The following is an 18242-nucleotide window of genomic DNA, read 5'->3' as shown; positions in this document are numbered from 1 at the left end:
GGACTACTTCGGCTGCGGCTTGCGCACCGACAGGTGCAGCTCCCGCAGCCGCGCCTCCTCCAGCTCCGTCGGCGCGCCCATCATCAGGTCCTGGGCGTTGCCGTTGAGCGGGAAGGCGATCGTCTCGCGGATGTTCGGCTCGTCGGCCAGCAGCATCACGATGCGGTCGACGCCGGGCGCGATGCCGCCGTGCGGCGGGGCGCCGAAGCGGAACGCGCGCAGCATGCCGGCGAACTTCTCCTCGACGGTCTCCCGGTCGTAGCCGGCGATCTCGAAGGCCTTGAGCATGATCTCCGGCTCGTGGTTCCGGATCGCGCCCGAGGACAGCTCGACGCCGTTGCAGACGATGTCGTACTGCCAGCCCAGGATGTCCAGCGGGTCCTGGGTCTCCAGGGCCTCCAGACCGCCCTGCGGCATCGAGAACGGGTTGTGCGAGAAGTCGATCGCGCCGCTCTCCTCGTCCTTCTCGTACATCGGGAAGTCGACGATCCAGCAGAACCGGAAGACGTTCTCCTCGAAGTGCCCGGCACGCTTGGCGGCCTCGACCCGCACCGCGCCCATGATCTTCGAGACCTCGTCGAACTCACCCGCGCCGAAGAACACGGCGTGACCGGCGGCGAGCGACAGCCGCTTGGTCAGCTCGGCGACGTTCTCCTCGGTGAGGAACTTCGCGATCGGGCCGGTCAGCGAGCCGTCCTCGGTCACGCGCACCCAGGCCAGGCCCTTGGCACCCTGCGAGACGGCGAAGTCGCCGAGCTGGTCGAAGAACTTGCGGGGCTGCGCGGAGACGTCCGGCACCGGAAGGGCACGCACGTGCTTGCCGGCGAAGGCCTTGAACTCCGAGCCCTCGAAGATGTCGGTGATGTCGACCAGCTCCAGCTGGGCCCTCAGGTCCGGCTTGTCGGAGCCGTACTTCAGCATCGCCTCGCGGAACGGGATGCGCGGGAAGGGGGACGTCACATGACGGCCGTTCCCGAACTCCTCGAACAGCTCGGTCATGAGCTTCTCGATCGGCTGGAACACGTCCTCCTGCTCGACGAAGCTCATCTCCACGTCGAGCTGGTAGAACTCGCCCGGCGAGCGGTCCGCGCGGGCGTCCTCGTCGCGGAAGCAGGGCGCGATCTGGAAGTAGCGGTCGAAGCCGGAGATCATCAGCAGCTGCTTGAACTGCTGCGGGGCCTGGGGGAGGGCGTAGAACTTGCCCGGGTTCAGGCGGGAGGGGACCACGAAGTCGCGGGCGCCCTCGGGGGAGGTGGCGGACAGGATCGGCGTCGCCATCTCGTTGAAGCCCAGCGCCGTCATCTTGTGGCGGATCGCGGAGATGACCGACGTACGCAGCAGGATGTTGCGGTGCATGCGCTCGCGGCGCAGGTCCAGGAAGCGGTACTCCAGACGCCGCTCCTCGTTGACCCCGTCCTCGGCGTTGATCGTGAAGGGCAGCGGGGCGGCCGCGCCGAGCAGCTCGACCTCGCCGACCTCGACCTCGATCTCGCCGGACGGGAGGTCCGGGTTCACGTTCTCGGTTCCACGTGAAACAACGCGGCCGTCGACGCGGACCGTGGACTCCTTGGAGACCTTGTCGAGGGCCTCGTACGCCGGGGTGCCGGGGCGGGCCACCAGCTGCGTGATGCCGTAGTGGTCGCGCAGATCGATGAAGAGGATGCCGCCCAGGTCGCGCCGATTGTGCAGCCAGCCGCTCAGCCGGACGTCGGTGCCGACGTCAGAGGCGCGGAGCTCGCCGCAGGTGTGGGACCTGTACCGATGCATCGTCGTTCATCCAGCCTTCGCTGATCGGGAATCTCCGGGGCCCGGTGCCCGGACCTCCCAAGGGTACCGGCCACCTCGCGATCACCTCCCCACCATTAAGAGCCCGGTGATCAGTGGCACTCCTCGCCCTCGTCTTCTTAAGGTGGGGCAATGCGCAATGGCGAGCCTCTGCCCGCCGTGGGGGAGGTTCTCGCCGTCCTCGCGACCGGCCTGTGGCACTGGGACACCGCCACCGGACTGGTCACGGTCGACGCCGAGGCAGCCCGGCTGCTCGGGCTGCCCGCCGAGGAGACCGTCCTCACGGAAGCCCAGACCCGGGCCCGGCTCCACCCCGTCGACTGGAACGAGATCACCGGAGTGATCCAGCTCGCCGTCGCCGAGGACACCCTCGCCGAAGTGCGCGTGCGGATCATGGACCCCGAGGGGCAGGTCGTCCGCGTCGTCCGCAGCCGCTCCAAGCCGTCCTTCGACCCGGCGCGGAAGGTCTACGAGCTGATCGGCACCCTCCAGGAGGTCACCGAGCCCAGGCCCGGCACACCCGCCGGACGCACCGCCGTCACCGGCGACTGGCGCCGCTCCCGCGAGGCGTTCCTGCTGGACGCGGGCCGCGCCCTGGCCGAGGCCCGCTCCACGGCCGAGGTCCTGCGGGTCGCCGCGGGCCTGGCCATGCCGGGCTTCTCCCCGGACGGCCTGGCCGTCTTCGGCGTCGACGGCGACCGCCTGACGATCATCGGCCACCACGGCCACCAGCCCGGCGACGAGAACCCCTTCTCCCAGATGTCCCTCGAAACCGACTATCCCGCCGCCGAGGTGGCCCGCACCGGCCGCGCCGTCTACCTCTCCTCCCCCGAGGACTACAAGTCCCGCTACCCCGTCACCTGGCCGCTCGCCCGGCACTTCGGCCGCCGGTCCTGGGCCTTCCTGCCGCTGACCGTCGCCGGCCGCACGATGGGCGCCTGGATGGCGGCCTTCACGTATCCGGTGGCTTTCACACCGGACGAGCGCTCGGTCCTGACGACGGTGGCCCGCATGCTCGCCCAGGCCCTCTCCCGGGCGGGCGTGGCGGAGTCGGAGCGGGAGCTCACGGACGGCCTCCAGCGCTCCATGCTCCCCACCCTCGGCCCCCGAATACCGGGCATGAGCATCGCCGCCCGGTACGTCCCCACCGGCGGCGGCCTCCAGGTCGGCGGCGACTGGTACGACATGATCCCCCTGCCGGGCGGCCGCTTCGCCCTGGTCATCGGCGACGTCCAGGGCCACGACGTCCGCGCGGCCGGCCTGATGGGCCAGCTCCGCATCGCGCTCAGGGCGTACGCCTCGGAGGGACACCGCCCCGACGCGGTCCTCTCCCGCGCCTCCCGCTTCCTGCACGGCATGACGTACGGCGACACCGACGCCACCGACCTCCGCTTCGCGACCTGCCTGTACGTGGAGGCCGACCCCACCACCGGCATCCTGGACGTCGCCCGCGCCGGCCACCCCGACCCCGCGATCCGCATGGCGGACGGCACGGTTCTGACCCGCCCCACGGCAGGCGGCCTCCCCCTGGGCATCGATCCCGACGCCGACTACCCCACCACCCGGATCACCCTCGAACCCTCGGAGACCCTGCTGCTGTGCACCGACGGCCTCATCGAGACCGGCGGCCACGACATGGAGACCGGCTGGAAGCGCATCCGCACGATCCTGGAGGACCACGAGGGCGACCTGGAAACCCTGGCCGACGCCCTGGTCCAGGCCGTGCACGGCCCCTCCTCCCACCACACCATCGGCCCCCTGGCCGACCGCCGCGAGGACGACATAGCCGTCCTGCTGCTGTGCCGACAGGGCGAGGGCTGCGGCTGCGGCGACACCGTCGCCGTACGCCCACGGGTCCGCCGCACGATGCTCTCGGTCGCCCAGGCCGAACCGGAACGGGTGGCGGTGGCCCGGCAACAGCTGCGGGAGCTGCTGCACGACTGGGCGTCGCAGGACCAGATCGACTCGGCGGTGCTGCTGCTCTCCGAGATGCTGACCAACGTCCTGGTCCACACCGACGCGGACGCCCTCCTGCTGGCCGAGGTACGGGGCGAGCCGGGCGGACGCCGGATGCGCGTCGAGGTCACGGACACCAGCGACGACCTCCCCCACAAGCGCAGACCGGGTGAGCTGGCGTCGTCCGGCCGCGGACTGGTGCTGATCGAGCTGCTCGCGGATGTGTGGGGGGTGGATCCGCGGGGCGAGGGCAAGAGCATCTGGTTCGAGCTGTTCGAAACCCACGAGGCGTAGCACGAGTCGTGGAACGGGTGGTCCACGCAGGCGTCGCCTGCCGCGCGGCGAGGAGACGCACGTCACATTCGCGCCTGTCACATCTTGGTGAGCGGTGCCGTCAAGGAGGTGTAACCGCCAGCCACCACCCAGGAGTTCACCATGGACGCTCGACTCAACCTCTTCGGCAACCCCGTCGCAGGCAAGTTCCTGAAGCACATCAACTCGGCGGGGAAGGTGGTCTCCGACACGACCCTGCCGGCCGCGACGCAGGAACTGGTGAAGATCCGCGCCAGTCAGATCAACGGCTGCGGCTTCTGCACCGACATGCACACCAAGGACGCCGCGCACGCCGGGGAGACCTCGACCCGCCTCCACCTGATCGCGGCCTGGCGGGAGGCCAAGGTGTTCACCGACGCCGAGCGCGCCGCCCTGGAGCTGACGGAGCAGGGCACCCGCATCGCCGACGCGGCCGGCGGCGTCACGGACGAGGCCTGGGCGAACGCCGCCAAGCACTACGACGAGGAACAGCTCGTCGCCCTGGCGGCCCTCATCGCCGTCATCAACGCATACAACCGCCTGAACGTCATCGTCCAGCAGCCCGCCGGGGACTACCAGCCCGGCATGTTCGGATAACGAGAGCAGGGGCAGCCAAGGGACAGCGGATCGGGGCCGCAGCGCCCTGGACACCGAAGCCGGGGCCCGGTCTGCCCGGGCCCCGCCTTCGGTGACTTCTACAGGCCGCCCTCGGACATCCCGTGCACCGCCGGGATCGTCCCCAGTCGGCCCTTCTGGAAGTCGTCGAAGGCCTGCTGCAGTTCGTCCCGCGTGTTCATCACGAAGGGCCCGTAGTGGGCCATCGGCTCACGGATCGGCTGTCCGCCCAGGACCACGACCTCGAGGTCCGGCGTGTGGGAGTCCTGCTGCTCGTCCGCGCGGACGGTCAGCGAGGAACCGGCGCCGAAGACGGCCGTCTGCCCCATGCGGACGGGACGCCGCTCGGCGCCCACCGCACCCTTGCCCGCCAGGACGTAGGCGAGACCGTTGAAGTCCTCCCGCCACGGCAGCGTGAGCTCCGCACCCGGGGCCAGCGTCGCGTGGACCATGGTGATGGGGGTGTGGGTGATGCCGGGACCCTCGTGACCGTCCAGCTCACCGGCGATCACGCGCATCAGCGCGCCGCCGTCCGGCGAGGCGAGGAGCTGCACCTGGCCACCACGGATGTCCTGGTAGCGCGGGGGCATCATCTTGTCCTTGGCAGGCAGGTTCACCCACAGCTGGAGCCCGTGGAAGAGACCGCCGGACATGACCAGCGACTCCGGCGGGGCCTCGATGTGCAGCAGACCCGAGCCCGCGGTCATCCACTGGGTGTCACCGTTGGTGATCGTGCCGCCGCCACCGTTGGAGTCCTGGTGGTCGAAGATCCCGTCGATGATGTAGGTGACGGTCTCGAAGCCGCGGTGCGGATGCCAGGGGGTGCCCTTGGGCTCACCCGGCGCGTACTCCACCTCACCCATCTGGTCCATCATGATGAACGGGTCCAGGTGGCGGTAGTTGATCCCGGCGAACGCTCGGCGCACCGGGAAGCCCTCGCCCTCGAAACCGCTCGGCGCGGTCGTGACGGTGAGCACGGGACGGGCCACGGCGTCGGTGGGTGCGGCGACGCGGGGCAGCGTCAGCGGGTTCTCGACGGTCACTGCAGGCATGTCGGTACCTCCTTGTGCTCCGAGTTTAGTTGAGCATTGAACTTTCTGCCACCTCCAACCGCGAACGACGGGAGGGCATTCCCGTCTGCCGGACGGGGGACGTGGGACGTGGCGGACAATGCCCGAGGCCGGCACCCTTCCCAGGGCACCGGCCTCCCGGCCCAACTCAATCAGGTCAGGCGATCAGCTCGGACTCCTTCGCGGAATCCGGACCCGAACCGGAGTCCAGGGCCGAGCCCGCCTCCGAACCCGAGCCCGCATCCCCACCAGAGCGCGCCCCCGGACCCCCCTGCGGCTCCTGCGGCCCCTTCTTCCCGTCCCGCATCACCACCGTCGCCAGCACCGCCGCCGCCAGCACACCGATCGCGCTCACCGTGAAGGTCGTCGACATCGACGCGGTGAAGGCCTCCCGTGCCGCCCGCGCCAGCCCGCTGTCCCCCTGGGCCACCGTGAGCGCCTCTGCGATCGAGTTCCTGGCCCCTTCCGGAGCGTCCGCCGGCATCTGCGCCCTGAAGCCGCTCGACAGCAGCGAGCCGAGGATCGCGATGCCCAGAGCCGTACCGGCCTGCTGGATGGTGTCGTTCAGGGCCGAGCCGACGCCCGCCTTGTCGGCGGGGATGGTGCCCATCAGCGCGGCCACCGCGGCCGGCATCGCGAGGCCCGCCCCGAGGCCGAGCAGCCCGAGAGCCACCGCCGGGACCGTGAAGCCGGAGTCGGCGTCCACCGTGGCCATCAGGGCGAAGCAGACGACCATGACCAGCATGCCGCCGAGGATGACGAAGCGGTTGCCGATCGCCGCGGAGAGCTTGACGCCGACCCCGTTGCCGATCAGTGCGGCGACCGCCAGCGGCAGGAAGGCCAGGCCCGCCTCGATCGCCGAGTAGCCGAGCACGAACTGCAGGTACTGGGTGAGGACCAGCAGCAGACCGCCGTTGCCGATCTGGACGAGGGCGAGGGAGAGCGAGCCGCCGCTGAAGTTGCGGTGCCTGAAGAGGACGAGCGGGACCATGGGGGATTTGGTGGTGTTCTCCCAGATCACGAAGCCCGTCAGGGACAGCACGGCCACCACCAGCGTGAGGGTGGAGCGGCCGCCGAGCGCGCCGTGCTGGGGCAACTCGATGATCCACCAGACCAGGGCCGTCATACCGGTCGCGGACAGCACCGCGCCCAGCGGGTCGGCCTTCTGCCAGGGCGCCTTGGACTCCGGCATGAGCGTGACACCGGCGACGAGGGCGAGGGCGACGACGGGCACGTTGATGAAGAAGATCGCCTGCCAGGAGAAGTGGTCGATCAGGACGCCGCCCAGGACCGGGCTGCCGACCAGTCCCAGCATCGACACCGAGCCCCAGGCCGCCATCGCCTTGCCGCGCTCCCGCTCGTCGAAGACCGTGATGAGGATCGACAGGGTCGACGGCATGATCAGTGCTCCGCCGACGCCCATCGCGACGCGTACGGCGATGACCTCGCCGGGGCTGGTGCAGAAGGACGCCGCCAGCGAGGCCGCCCCGAACAGCAGCAGGCCGATCAGCATCACCTTGCGGCGGCCGAAGCGGTCGCCCAGGCTGCCGGAGGTCAGGAGCAGACCCGCGAAGACCAGGATGTAGGAGTCGAGGATCCACTGCGTGTCCTGGGCAGTGGCACCGAGGTCCTCGGTCATCGCCGGCACCGCGACGGTCAGAGCCATGTTGTCGACCACCAGGACCAGCGTGCTCAGGCAGAGCACGACGAGGATCCACCAACGACGTGGGTTGCGGGCTTCGGCTTCCATCGGACTCCCCTTCGCGAACACTGTTCCTTCGATGCGCACACTGTACGCACGGCGGAACAGTGTGCGCAACTGCCTAGCGCTGTACGCTCGATGCGAACGACGTACGCAGGCCGCGCGAGGAGTGACATGGCAGCCAGGACGACGAAGCAGAACCCGATCCCGTCCGTGTGGGCCCGCCCCCAGCCCAAGGCGGACCAGCCCGCGCTCAGCCGGAGCGCCATCGTCCGCGAGGCCGTCGCCATGCTGGACGCCGACGGCATCGAGGCCCTGAGCATGCGCAAGCTCGGCGCCCGTCTGAACGCCGGCGCGACCTCCCTGTACCGGCACGTGGCCACCAAGGACGAGCTGATGGAGCTCGCCGTGGACGAGGTCGCCGCCGAGATCCGGGTACCGCCCGCGGGCGGCCCCGACTGGCGTGCCGCCGTCGGCGAGGCCGCGGGATCGTTCCGTACGACGGCGCTACGGCACCCCTGGCTGTCCTCGGTGCTCGGCCAGGCCGGGCTCGCCTACCTCGGCCCGAACCTGATGTCCTTCTCCGAGCGCCTGGCCGCGCTGTTCAAGGGTGCCGGGTTCCTGGAGCCGGAACGCGCGATCGAGACGGTCATGGCCTACGTCGTCGGCATGAGCACCACCGAGGCGGCCTGGCTCACCACCATCGCCCGCTCCGGCGAGAGTGAGGCGGACTTCATCGCCCGCCTCCTGCCCGCCGCCCAGCAGGCCGCGGCCGGCCACGCCCACCTCGAAGGCGGCTACGCCGATGCCACTGCCGCGACCCAGGATCCCGTGGCCGTGCGGGACAGGAAGTTCGCCTACGGCCTGGAGGTCGTCCTCGACGGCCTGGCGCTGCGCCGGCCGGAGTGAACGATCAGCCGTACATCCGGCGCATCGCGAACTCGACCATCTGCTCCACGGCCTTCGCGTCGAAGACCATGCGATGCTCGCCCTCCATGTCGAGGACGAAGCCGTAGCCGGTCGGGAGCAGGTCGATGACCTCGGCGCCGGTGATGACGAAGTACTTGGACTCCTTGCCCGCGTACCGTCGCAGTTCCTTGAGCGAGGTGAACATGGGGATCACCGGCTGCTGGGTGTTGTGCAGGGCGAGGAAGCCGGGGTTGTCACCGCGCGGGCAGTAGACCTTCGAGGTCGCGAAGACCTGCTGGAAGTCCTCGGCGGACATCTGCCCGGTGGTGAAGGCGCGCACCGCGTCCGCGAGGGAGGGCGGGGACGGCTCGGGGTAGAGCGGCGGCTGCTGGCCGTAGCCGCCGCCGGACATGGGCTGCTGCGGCGGGGCGTACCCCTGCTGTGCACCGACGTTCTGGTCGTAGCCGTACATGCGCGCAAGAGTACCGAGAGCAGCGGGGACGGCGTAGCGATACGGGGGCTCACGGCCCCATGGGAACAATCACGGCAAGGGACACGGCATGCACGGACACCAGCACCACGACCACGAGGTCCACGAGCACGACCGGGGACTCTCCTACGACCTTCCCGTCCTCGCCCGCCGCCGGATGATCCGGCTGCTCGCCGGGGCGAGCCTGGTGCCGCTGGTCGGCTGCAGCGCCGAGGACGACGACGGGGCATCGCCCTCCTCTTCCTCATCCACCTCCTCCGGCTCGTCCGCCTCGTCGGGCTCGTCCGCCGAGTGCGCGACCATCCCCGACGAGACCGCCGGCCCCTTCCCGGGCGACGGTTCCAACGGCGTGAACGTCCTGAAGGAGAGCGGGGTCGTCCGCAGCGACATCACCGGCAGCTTCGGCGACTCGGCGGGCGGCACCGCCGAGGGCGTGCCGCTGACCATCACGCTCACGGTCGTGGACGCGGCCTCCGGCTGCGGGACCCCGAAGGCGGGCGCCGCCGTCTACGTCTGGCACTGCGACCGGGACGGCGACTACTCGCTGTACTCGGAGGGCGTCACCGAGGAGAACTACCTGCGCGGCGTCCAGGAGACCGACGACAAGGGGCAGGTCACGTTCACGAGCGTCTTCCCGGGCTGCTACCCGGGCCGCTGGCCGCACGTCCACTTCGAGGTCTACGGCAGCCTCGACGACGCCACCACGGCGACGTCCATCACGAACACCTCGCAGCTCGCCTTCGCCAAGGACGTCTGCGACGCGGTGTACGCCACGGACGGCTACAGCGGGAGCGTGACGAACCTCGGCCGACTCTCCCTGGAGTCGGACAGCATCTTCAGCGACGGCTACGAGCAGCAGCTGGCGACGACGACCGGCAACGTCGAGAAGGGATACACGGCGACGTTGACGGTTCCGGTGTGACCTGTCACAGATGTCGGATCGGGGTTGCTTCTTATTACCGACGGGTAGCATCATCGGTAGCTACTTGTTGGTACGTGAACTAGGTGCGAGGAGACAGTGCCTCGCCTATCCGCCGATCCGCTACGGAGCCGTCGCCATGGGGCACTACAAGTCGAATCTCCGCGACATCGAGTTCAACCTCTTCGAGGTCCTCGGGCGCGACAAGCTGTACGGGACCGGTCCCTTCGAAGAGATGGACACCGAGACCGCCAAGAGCATCCTCGAGGAGATGACCCGCCTCTCGGAGAACGAGCTGGCGGAGTCCTTCGCGGACGCCGACCGCAACCCGCCGGTCTTCGACCCGGAGACGAACACCGCGCCGGTCCCGCCGTCGTTCAAGAAGAGCTACAAGGCGTTCATGGAGTCGGAGTACTGGCGCCTGGGCCTGCCCGAGGAGGTCGGCGGTACGACCGCTCCCCCGACTCTGATCTGGGCGTACGCGGAGCTGATCCTCGGCGCGAACCCGGCCGTGTGGATGTACTCCTCCGGCCCGGCGTTCGCCGGCATCCTCTTCGACGAGGGCAACGACGTACAGAAGAAGATCGCGCGGCTCGCCGTGGAGCGGACCTGGGGCTCGACCATGGTGCTCACCGAGCCCGACGCGGGCTCCGACGTGGGCGCCGGCCGCACCAAGGCGATCCAGCAGGACGACGGCTCCTGGCACATCGAGGGCGTCAAGCGCTTCATCACGTCCGGTGAGCACGACATGGAGGAGAACATCCTCCACTACGTCCTCGCCCGCCCCGAGGGCCACGGCCCCGGCACCAAGGGCCTGTCCCTCTTCCTCGTCCCGAAGTACCTGTTCGACGTCGAGACCGGCGAGCTGGGCGAGCGCAACGGCGTGTACGCGACGAACGTCGAGCACAAGATGGGCCTGAAGGCCTCCAACACCTGCGAGATGACCTTCGGCGACCGGCACCCCGCCAAGGGCTGGCTGATCGGCGACAAGCACGACGGCATCCGCCAGATGTTCATGATCATCGAGGCCGCGCGGATGATGGTCGGCACGAAGGCGATCTCCACGCTGTCGACGGGCTACCTGAACGCGCTGGAGTACGCCAAGGAGCGCGTCCAGGGTCCCGACCTGGCGAACTTCATGGACAAGACCGCGCCCAAGGTCACCATCACGCACCACCCGGACGTCCGCCGCTCGCTGATCACGCAGAAGGCGTACGCGGAGGGCATGCGCGCCCTGGTCCTCTACACGGCGTCGGTGCAGGACACCATCGCGGTCAAGAAGGCGAACGGCGAGGACGCCGCGGCCGAGGAGGCCCTCAACGACCTGCTCCTGCCCATCGTCAAGGGCTACGGCTCCGAGAAGGGCTACGAGCAGCTCGCCCAGTCCCTGCAGACCTTCGGCGGCTCCGGCTTCCTGCAGGAGTACCCGATCGAGCAGTACATCCGGGACGCCAAGATCGACACCCTGTACGAGGGCACGACGGCGATCCAGGGCCAGGACTTCTTCTTCCGGAAGATCGTCCGCAACCAGGGCTCGGCCCTGAACTCCCTCGCCGAGGACATCAAGAAGTTCCTGGCGCTCGGCACCGGCGGCGAGAGCCTGGCGGGCGCCCGTGAGCACCTGGCCAAGGCGGCCGTCGAGCTGGAGGCGATCGTCGGTCTGATGCTGACGGACCTCGCGGCCACCGAGCAGGACGTCAAGAACATCTACAAGGTGGGCCTGAACACCACCCGCCTGCTCATGGCCTCCGGTGACGTGGTCGTCGGATACCTGCTCCTCAAGGGCGCCGCGGTCGCCGCCGAGAAGCTGGAGACGGCCTCTTCCAAGGACGTGCCCTTCTACACCGGCAAGATCGCGGCGGCGAAGTTCTTCGCGGCCAACGTCCTGCCGGGCGTCACCCTGGCCCGCAAGGTCGCCGAGGGAGTCGAGCTGGACCTGATGGACCTGGACGAGGCCGCGTTCTAGGACACATCAGACCAGCCGCCCGGACCTCCACACCGTCCTTACGAGGGCCCGCTCCGCATCGCCGGGAGCGGGCCCTCGTACGTCGTTAAGGTGAACCCCATGAGCGCACCCTCCCGCTTCGACCGCGGCCACACCGACGACCTCATGTCCTTCCTGACGGCGAGCCCCTCGCCGTACCACGCGGTGGCCAACGCGGCCGAGCGCCTGGAGAAGGCCGGATTCCGGCAGGTCGCGGAGACGGACGCGTGGGACGGGACGACCGGCGGCAGGTACGTGCTGCGCGGCGGGGCGATCGTGGCCTGGTACGTGCCCGAGGGCGCCGCCCCGCACACCCCCTTCCGGATCGTCGGCGCGCACACCGACTCGCCGAACCTGCGGGTCAAGCCCCGCCCCGACACCGGGGGGCACGGGTGGCGGCAGGTGGCCGTGGAGATCTACGGCGGGCCGCTGCTGAACTCCTGGCTGGACCGCGATCTGGGCCTGGCGGGCCGGCTGACGCTGCGGGACGGTTCGACGCGGCTGGTGAACGTCGACCGGCCGCTGCTGCGGGTGCCCCAACTCGCCATCCACCTGGACCGTTCGGTGTCGGCGGAGGGCCTCAAGCTGGACAAGCAGCGCCACCTGCAGCCCATCTGGGGGCTGGGCGACGACGTCCGGGACGGCGATCTGATCGCCTTCCTGGAGGAGGAGGCCGGGATCGGCGCGGGCGAGGTCACCGGCTGGGACCTGATGACGCACTCCGTGGAGCCGCCGGCCCACCTGGGCCGGGACGGCGAGCTGGTCGCCGGGCCCCGCATGGACAACCTGCTGTCCGTGCACTCCGGGGTGGCCGCGCTGGCCGCGCTGGCCGGGGGCGACCTGCCGTACATCCCGGTGCTCGCCGCCTTCGACCACGAGGAGAACGGCTCGCAGTCGGACACGGGCGCGGACGGGCCGCTGCTCGGCAGCGTGCTGGAGCGTTCGGTGTTCGCGCGCGGAGGGTCGTACGAGGACCGGGCGAGAGCCTTCGCGGGGACCGTCTGTCTGTCCTCCGACACGGGCCACGCGGTCCACCCCAACTACGCGGAGCGGCACGACCCGACGCACCACCCGCGCGTCAACGCCGGCCCGATCCTGAAGGTCAACGTCAACAACCGCTACGCCACGGACGGTTCGGGGCGTGCGGTGTTCGCCGCCGCCTGCGAGAAGGCGGACGTGCCCTTCCAGACCTTCGTCTCCAACAACTCCATGCCGTGCGGCACGACGATCGGCCCGATCACCGCGGCCCGCCACGGCATCATGACCGTCGACATCGGCGTGGCGATCCTGTCCATGCACAGCGCGCGGGAGTTGTGCGGCGCCGACGACCCGCATCTGCTGGCGAACGCGCTGGTGGCGTTCCTGGCGGGATAGGTTCCGGTTCGAACGGTTCCCCGCGGCATGGGGGTTGACAGCCGGGGTACCCGCAGTTTCGGACCGGATCGACCGGACCGGACAGGGAGGCGACACTCATGGGCCTCGGCGGGTGCATCATCCTCATCGCCGTGGGCGCCATCCTCACGTTCGCGACCGACTGGGACATGCAAGGGGTCAACCTCGACCTCGTCGGCATCATCCTGATGGTCGTCGGACTGATCGGCGTCAGCACCTTCAGCAGCATCGCGCGGCGCAGGCGCGTCGTGATGCCGCCCAACACGCCGGTCGTCGAAGGGGAACGGCACCACAGCGGACGCGACGGATACAGCGACGGCTACGGCGTCTGACCGTAGGCGGGCATGACGTACATGACGTATCGACAGGCAGCCGACAGGTGGCCGACGCGACCCCAATAGGGGCACACGCACTGGAGCGGCACAGGACCCCCGGAGCGGTATGCACAGGGCATGTGGAGACAACCTTGAGCATTTCGTAACCGGGGGCATCTTGTGCGCTTGTGTGAATAGCGTGAAGACTGTGGGGTCTGAGGCCCGGGGGGATGCAGTGCCGGGCCGTTGCACCAGCACCTCGGGGGGCTCCACGTGCTCGACCTCGCTGCCCCGGCGTACGCTCCGGCACACGATCCGCGTCAGCGGATCGCCGGCCGCCACGCCGCCCGCCGCGCGCACGCCGCCCCCGAGAACCCCGGGCCCGTACCGCGCGTCGCGGCACTGATACCGGCCCACAACGAGCAGGACCGCATCGCGGCCGCCATTCAGGGCCTGTGGAACCAGACCCGGCCCCCGGACCTCGTCGTGGTCATCGCCGACAACTGCACGGACGGCACAGCAGTCGTCGCCGAGTCCCTCGGCGCCCAGGTCTTCTACACGCAGGGCAACACCCACAAGAAGGCCGGCGCCCTCAACCAGGCCATCTCCTGGATGCTGCCGCATCTGGACGACCGCGACCTGCTGCTCGTGCAGGACGCCGACACCGTGCTCAACCCCTGGTTCGCCGAGACCGCCCTCGCCACCTTCAACCGCAGGGTCGGCGCCATCGGCGGCGTCTTCTACGGCGAGGAGGGCGGCGGCTTCCTCGGCCTGCTCCAGCGCATGGAGTTCCACCGTTACGCGTGGGAACTGGAGCGCACCGGCGGCAAGGCGCAGGTCCTCACCGGCACCGGCACCATGTTCCGCGCCCGGGTGCTGCGCGAGGTGCGCGCCGCCCGCCGCGACGGCGTGATCGGCGGCGGCGCCGGCTACTACAGCCTCGCCTCGCTCACCGAGGACGACGAGATGACCAAGGCGGTCAAGACCCTCGGCTACCGCGCGATGTCCCCGGCGGGCTGCGCGGTCACCACCGAGGTCATGCCCACCCTGGGCAAGTTGTGGCACCAGCGCCTGCGCTGGCAGCGCGGGGCCCTGGAGAACCTGCGCGACTACGGCTGGACCCGGGTCACCGCCCGCTACTTCGCCCAGCAGTTCCTGATGGGCTTCGGCGCGCTGTCCTTCCTCGTCTACCTCACCTTCATGATCACGTACACGACGCTGTACGGCTGGCCCGGCTTCTCCCCGTTCTGGACCGCGATCGGCCTGCTCTTCATGGTCGAGAAGATCGTCTCGGTACGCCGGGCCGGTCCTCGCGCCATCCTGGTCGCGGCGCTGATGCTCCCGGAGATGCTCTACGACCTGTTCCAGCACGCCGTCTACTTCACGTCGCTGTGGGGCCTGTTGCGCCGCAGCGAGGAGAAGTGGGTGGCCACGTGAACCGCCCCCACGGACCAACGCACCACACCACTAGGAGAACGACCATGTACGGAAGAGTCATAGGCGTCGGCACCACCGGTGCCGGCGGCGCCACCCTGGCGGCCACCGGCCTGTGGGTGAACAGCATGGCGCTGATGGTCACGGCCACCACGCTGGTGGCCGCGGGCGTGGCCCTGTACAAGCTGGCCCCCCGCCCGCGCCGCCGCTGACCAGTGGCCTGAGAGGCGTCCAGCGAAGGCATCCAGCCCGGCGAGCACCAGGGGCAGCCGGTCCGTCGCACCCTCGGTGACGCGGACCGGGACGCCCCGGTCCTGCTGGTGGACGTGGCAGGCGCGGGGTCGGGTTCGGGGGTGCGGGAGGATCGGTCCCCGCACCCTCGCCCTTTGGCCTGCCACCCACCCATGACCGTCACGTCAGCGCGTGGCCCGTGGTGGCGTCCACATGGTCCGGCACCTCGTCGTGGCGGTCGCCGACGGTGAGGGTGCCGGTGGGTTCGAGGACGAGGATCGCCGTCGGCCGCGGGGCGTACGGCTTGTGTTCGGTGCCGCGCGGGACGGTGAAGACCGACCCCTTGGGGAGGACGACCGTGCGCTCGCCCCCGGTCTCCCGCAGGGCGATGTGCAGTTCGCCGTCCAGGACCAGGAAGAACTCGTCGGTGTGGTCGTGGACGTGCCAGACGTGCTCGCCCTCGACCTTCGCGACGCGTACGTCGTAGTCGTTGACGGCGGTGACGATGCGGGGGCTCCACTGCTCAGTGAAGGAGGCGAGGGCGGCGGACAGCGAGATGGGATCCATGGGCTCATCGTCGGGCGTGGCGGCGGCACCGCACGAGTGCTGGAAATCGCAGATGCCGCAAGGATCCTCTCAACGCCCGCACCGGGTGGCCGTGATCGTCGACGAGGGCACGAACCCCTTCGAGGTGGGTGTGGCCACCGAGCTCTTCGGGCTGCCGCGGCCCGAACTGGGGCTGTCCCGGGCACCGTACGAGGTGACGCTGTGCGCGCCCGTGCCCGAGGTACGGATGAACCACGGGTTCTTCACAATGGCCCGGTTGCCCGGCCTGGCCGCCGTGGACGACGCCGACACGCTCGTCGTGCCCGGGCGCCCGGACAACGTCGTACCCCGCGGCCCCGCCGTACTCGACGCGATCGCGCGCACACACGCGCGTGGAGCCCGCGTCATCAGCCTGTGCACCGGCAGCTTCGCCCTCGCCGAGGCCGGGCTGCTGGACGGACGACGGGCCACCACCCACTGGCTGTGGGCGGAGTCCTTCCGGGAACTGCACCCGAAGGTCCTGCTGGAGCCGGACGTGCTGTACGTGGACGAGGGCGACATCCTCACGGCCGCGGGCAGCGCCGCCGCGCTCGATCTCGGGCTGCACATCTGGCGCCGGGACCACGGCGCCGAGATCGCCAACGCCGTGTCCCGACGGCTCGTCTTCGCCTCGCACCGGGACGGCGGGCAGCGGCAGTTCGTGGAGCGGCCGCTGCCGGACGTGCCCGACGAGTCGCTGGGGCCAGTGCTGGCGTGGGCGCGGGAACGGCTGGGGGAGCCGCTGACGGTTCAGGACCTCGCGGTGCGGGCGGCAGTGTCGCCGGCGACCCTGCACAGGCGCTTCCGCGCACAGCTGGGGACGACTCCGCTGGCCTGGCTGACGGGGGAGCGGGTGGCGCTCGCCTGCCGGCTGATCGAGCGCGGGGAGGAACGGCTGGACGTGGTGGCCGGCCTGAGTGGTCTGGGGACGGCCGCGAACCTGCGCGCGCGGGTGCGGCGCGAGACCGGACTCAGCCCGTCGGCCTACCGACGGCGTTTCGGACCGGCCGCCGGGGAGGCGGTGAGGGTATGAGGACGGTATGAGATTCCTCGTGCGCGACCGGCTGCTCGGCTTCGGTGACGACTACTGGATCGAGGACGACCGCGGCAACAAGGCGTTCCTCGTCGACGGCAAGGCGATGCGGCTGCGGGACACCTTCGAGCTGAAGGACACGCAGGGGCGCGTCCTCATCGACATCCACCAGAAGATGTTCGCCCTGCGCGACACGATGGTCGTCGAACGGGACGGCGCCCCCCTCGCCCGCATCAAGCGCAAGCGCCTGTCGTTGCTGCGCAACCACTACCGCGTCCAGCTCGCGGACGGCGACACCGAACTGGACGTCAGCGGCAAGATCCTCGACCGCGAGTTCGCCATCGAGTACGACGGCGAACTCCTCGCCGTCGTCTCCCGCCGCTGGCTGCACGTCCGGGAGACCTACGGCGTGGACGTCGTACGGGAGGACGTGGACCCGGCGCTGCTGATCGCGGTGACGGTCTGCGTGATCCAACTGGCGGAGAAGGAGCGGGAGGACTGACGCCTCAGCCCGTCCGGCGCTTGAGGACGAGGCCCTTCGGGCCGAAGCGGGGGTCTGGGGGCGCAGCCCCCGGAGACGGGACGGGAAGGGGCGGAGGGGGCGAAAACCCTGGGCGCGGACCACACCCCACCTTCACCGACGCGGCGCCGCCAACCCCAGCACCCGGTCCTTCAGCGCCGGAAACTGCTGCCGGGTCACCGCGACCTTCCCCGCGTCGAACTCCACGGTCAGCACCTCCTCGTCGGCACCCGCCTCCCCCAGCACCTCGCCCCACGGATCGACCACGATCGAGTGACCGGCCTGCGGAACTCCGGCGTGCGTCCCGGCCGTTCCACACGCGAGCACGAACGCCTGGTTCTCCACCGCCCGCGCCTGAGCCAGCAGCGTCCAGTGCGCCCGGCGGCGCTCCGGCCAGCCCGCCGGGACGACGAGGGTCTCGGCACCGGCGTCGACGAGAGCGCGGAAGAGTTCGGGGAAACGGAGGTCGTAGCAGGTCGCCACGCCGACGGTCGTGTCCGGCAGCCGCACCGTCACCAGGTCCTCGCCCGCTCCCATCAGCACGGCCTCGCCCTTGTCGAAGCCGAAGCGGTGGATCTTGCGGTAGGACGCGGCCAGGTCGCCGGAGGGAGAGAAGACGAGGGAGGTGTTGTAGAGCGTCCCGTCCGGGGCGCGCTCCGGAATCGAACCCGCGTGCAGCCACACGCCCGTGTCACTCGCCGCCTTCGCCATGGCCTCGTACGTCGGCCCCTGAAGCGGCTCGGACTCGCTCCCGAACTCCTCGAACGCGAACGCCCCGGTGGTCCACAACTCGGGCAGGACGACGAGGTCGGCGCCGCCCTGATCGCGTACCAGCGAGGCCACGCGGCGGCGGCGTGAAGCGACCGATTCGCCCTCGTCCACGGCGATCTGGATCAAAGAGGCGCGCACACTACCACCGTCCTGGCATTCGAGTCGTCCACACGGGCCTACGATCGTCACACGAAAGCACTGCCGGGGTGCCTCGCAGCAG

17 protein-coding genes are annotated in these 18242 nt (G+C 70.1%); 11 read left to right on the top strand and 6 right to left on the bottom strand.

The window, feature by feature from the left end:
- Positions 1-3 precede the first annotated feature (3 nt).
- Positions 4-1767 (bottom strand): aspartate--tRNA ligase, encoded by a 1764-nt coding sequence (gene aspS, locus ACWBNA_RS00170; RefSeq protein WP_482700993.1) that lies wholly within the window; start codon positions 1765-1767, stop codon positions 4-6.
- Between the two features lie 150 nt (positions 1768-1917).
- Between aspS and ACWBNA_RS00165 the strand changes: the two genes are divergently transcribed.
- Complete coding sequence (locus ACWBNA_RS00165) at positions 1918-4035, top strand: SpoIIE family protein phosphatase (RefSeq protein WP_482700991.1); 2118 nt, start codon at positions 1918-1920, stop codon at positions 4033-4035.
- A gap of 141 nt (positions 4036-4176) precedes the next feature.
- Positions 4177-4650, top strand: coding sequence for a carboxymuconolactone decarboxylase family protein (locus ACWBNA_RS00160; protein ID WP_482700989.1), 474 nt, complete (start codon positions 4177-4179; stop codon positions 4648-4650).
- A gap of 98 nt (positions 4651-4748) precedes the next feature.
- On the opposite strand, the gene ACWBNA_RS00155 is transcribed toward ACWBNA_RS00160, so the two are convergent.
- Positions 4749-5720 (bottom strand): pirin family protein, encoded by a 972-nt coding sequence (locus ACWBNA_RS00155; RefSeq protein ID WP_482700988.1) that lies wholly within the window; start codon positions 5718-5720, stop codon positions 4749-4751.
- A 175-nt stretch (positions 5721-5895) separates the two neighbouring features.
- Positions 5896-7488, bottom strand: coding sequence for an MFS transporter (locus tag ACWBNA_RS00150; protein WP_482700986.1), 1593 nt, complete (start codon positions 7486-7488; stop codon positions 5896-5898).
- Between the two features lie 126 nt (positions 7489-7614).
- Between ACWBNA_RS00150 and ACWBNA_RS00145 the strand changes: the two genes are divergently transcribed.
- On the top strand, positions 7615-8349 hold the full coding sequence (locus tag ACWBNA_RS00145; protein WP_482700984.1) for a TetR/AcrR family transcriptional regulator C-terminal domain-containing protein: 735 nt from the start codon (positions 7615-7617) through the stop codon (positions 8347-8349).
- A gap of 4 nt (positions 8350-8353) precedes the next feature.
- Here the strand turns inward: ACWBNA_RS00145 and ACWBNA_RS00140 are convergent, their stop codons facing one another.
- Entirely contained in the window at positions 8354-8821 is a 468-nt protein-coding gene (locus ACWBNA_RS00140) for an SseB family protein (RefSeq protein ID WP_482700982.1), read from the bottom strand.
- Between the two features lie 88 nt (positions 8822-8909).
- On the opposite strand from ACWBNA_RS00140, the gene ACWBNA_RS00135 reads away from it, so the two are divergent.
- The 6 genes from ACWBNA_RS00135 (at position 8910) to ACWBNA_RS00110 (ending at position 15094) form a co-directional block, all read left to right on the top strand.
- Positions 8910-9761, top strand: a complete 852-nt coding sequence (locus tag ACWBNA_RS00135; protein WP_482700980.1) for an intradiol ring-cleavage dioxygenase — start codon at positions 8910-8912, stop codon at positions 9759-9761.
- Positions 9762-9897: 136 nt separating this feature from the next.
- Positions 9898-11724, top strand: coding sequence for an acyl-CoA dehydrogenase (locus ACWBNA_RS00130; protein WP_482700978.1), 1827 nt, complete (start codon positions 9898-9900; stop codon positions 11722-11724).
- Positions 11725-11823: 99 nt separating this feature from the next.
- Positions 11824-13116, top strand: coding sequence for a M18 family aminopeptidase (locus tag ACWBNA_RS00125; protein WP_482700976.1), 1293 nt, complete (start codon positions 11824-11826; stop codon positions 13114-13116).
- 98 nt (positions 13117-13214) lie between these two features.
- The gene (locus ACWBNA_RS00120) at positions 13215-13466 is read left to right on the top strand and encodes a DUF6458 family protein (protein WP_482700974.1); all 252 of its coding nucleotides are present in this window, start codon (positions 13215-13217) and stop codon (positions 13464-13466) included.
- Positions 13467-13775: 309 nt separating this feature from the next.
- The gene (locus ACWBNA_RS00115) at positions 13776-14885 is read left to right on the top strand and encodes a glycosyltransferase family 2 protein (RefSeq protein WP_482701669.1); all 1110 of its coding nucleotides are present in this window, start codon (positions 13776-13778) and stop codon (positions 14883-14885) included.
- Between the two features lie 44 nt (positions 14886-14929).
- Positions 14930-15094, top strand: a complete 165-nt coding sequence (locus ACWBNA_RS00110) for a hypothetical protein (protein WP_383865565.1) — start codon at positions 14930-14932, stop codon at positions 15092-15094.
- A 199-nt stretch (positions 15095-15293) separates the two neighbouring features.
- Here the strand turns inward: ACWBNA_RS00110 and ACWBNA_RS00105 are convergent, their stop codons facing one another.
- Entirely contained in the window at positions 15294-15680 is a 387-nt protein-coding gene (locus ACWBNA_RS00105) for a cupin domain-containing protein (RefSeq protein ID WP_482700972.1), read from the bottom strand.
- A 52-nt stretch (positions 15681-15732) separates the two neighbouring features.
- Here ACWBNA_RS00105 and ACWBNA_RS00100 point away from each other — a divergent pair, with 52 nt between their 5' ends.
- Together ACWBNA_RS00100 and ACWBNA_RS00095 are read left to right on the top strand one after the other, a co-directional pair.
- Positions 15733-16731 carry a helix-turn-helix domain-containing protein gene (locus tag ACWBNA_RS00100; RefSeq protein WP_482700970.1) on the top strand — a complete coding sequence of 333 codons (999 nt, stop codon included), beginning with the start codon at positions 15733-15735 and terminating at the stop codon, positions 16729-16731.
- A gap of 7 nt (positions 16732-16738) precedes the next feature.
- Positions 16739-17233, top strand: a complete 495-nt coding sequence (locus tag ACWBNA_RS00095; protein WP_482700968.1) for an LURP-one-related/scramblase family protein — start codon at positions 16739-16741, stop codon at positions 17231-17233.
- A gap of 132 nt (positions 17234-17365) precedes the next feature.
- Here the strand turns inward: ACWBNA_RS00095 and ACWBNA_RS00090 are convergent, their stop codons facing one another.
- Positions 17366-18160, bottom strand: a complete 795-nt coding sequence (locus ACWBNA_RS00090; RefSeq protein ID WP_482700966.1) for a carbon-nitrogen family hydrolase — start codon at positions 18158-18160, stop codon at positions 17366-17368.
- Positions 18161-18242 lie beyond the last annotated feature (82 nt).

The organism is Streptomyces sp. Q2 (assembly GCF_056820935.1).
The sequence above is the reverse complement of the archived record's forward strand: the minus strand, read 5'-3'. Positions and strand labels throughout refer to the sequence as shown.

Bases quoted from the DNA above. Each gene is read 5' to 3' on its own strand.
- ACWBNA_RS00095 (WP_482700968.1), top strand. From the start codon at position 16,739: ATGAGATTCCTCGTGCGCGACCGGCTGCTCGGCTTCGGTGACGACTAC.
- ACWBNA_RS00150 (WP_482700986.1), bottom strand. From the start codon at position 7,488: ATGGAAGCCGAAGCCCGCAACCCACGTCGTTGGTGGATCCTCGTCGTG.
- ACWBNA_RS00100 (WP_482700970.1), top strand. From the start codon at position 15,733: ATGCCGCAAGGATCCTCTCAACGCCCGCACCGGGTGGCCGTGATCGTC.
- ACWBNA_RS00160 (WP_482700989.1), top strand. From the start codon at position 4,177: ATGGACGCTCGACTCAACCTCTTCGGCAACCCCGTCGCAGGCAAGTTC.
- aspS (WP_482700993.1), bottom strand. From the start codon at position 1,767: ATGCATCGGTACAGGTCCCACACCTGCGGCGAGCTCCGCGCCTCTGAC.
- ACWBNA_RS00135 (WP_482700980.1), top strand. From the start codon at position 8,910: ATGCACGGACACCAGCACCACGACCACGAGGTCCACGAGCACGACCGG.
- ACWBNA_RS00110 (WP_383865565.1), top strand. From the start codon at position 14,930: ATGTACGGAAGAGTCATAGGCGTCGGCACCACCGGTGCCGGCGGCGCC.
- ACWBNA_RS00165 (WP_482700991.1), top strand. From the start codon at position 1,918: ATGCGCAATGGCGAGCCTCTGCCCGCCGTGGGGGAGGTTCTCGCCGTC.
- ACWBNA_RS00145 (WP_482700984.1), top strand. From the start codon at position 7,615: ATGGCAGCCAGGACGACGAAGCAGAACCCGATCCCGTCCGTGTGGGCC.
- ACWBNA_RS00155 (WP_482700988.1), bottom strand. From the start codon at position 5,720: ATGCCTGCAGTGACCGTCGAGAACCCGCTGACGCTGCCCCGCGTCGCC.
- ACWBNA_RS00105 (WP_482700972.1), bottom strand. From the start codon at position 15,680: ATGGATCCCATCTCGCTGTCCGCCGCCCTCGCCTCCTTCACTGAGCAG.
- ACWBNA_RS00125 (WP_482700976.1), top strand. From the start codon at position 11,824: ATGAGCGCACCCTCCCGCTTCGACCGCGGCCACACCGACGACCTCATG.
- ACWBNA_RS00140 (WP_482700982.1), bottom strand. From the start codon at position 8,821: ATGTACGGCTACGACCAGAACGTCGGTGCACAGCAGGGGTACGCCCCG.
- ACWBNA_RS00130 (WP_482700978.1), top strand. From the start codon at position 9,898: ATGGGGCACTACAAGTCGAATCTCCGCGACATCGAGTTCAACCTCTTC.
- ACWBNA_RS00120 (WP_482700974.1), top strand. From the start codon at position 13,215: ATGGGCCTCGGCGGGTGCATCATCCTCATCGCCGTGGGCGCCATCCTC.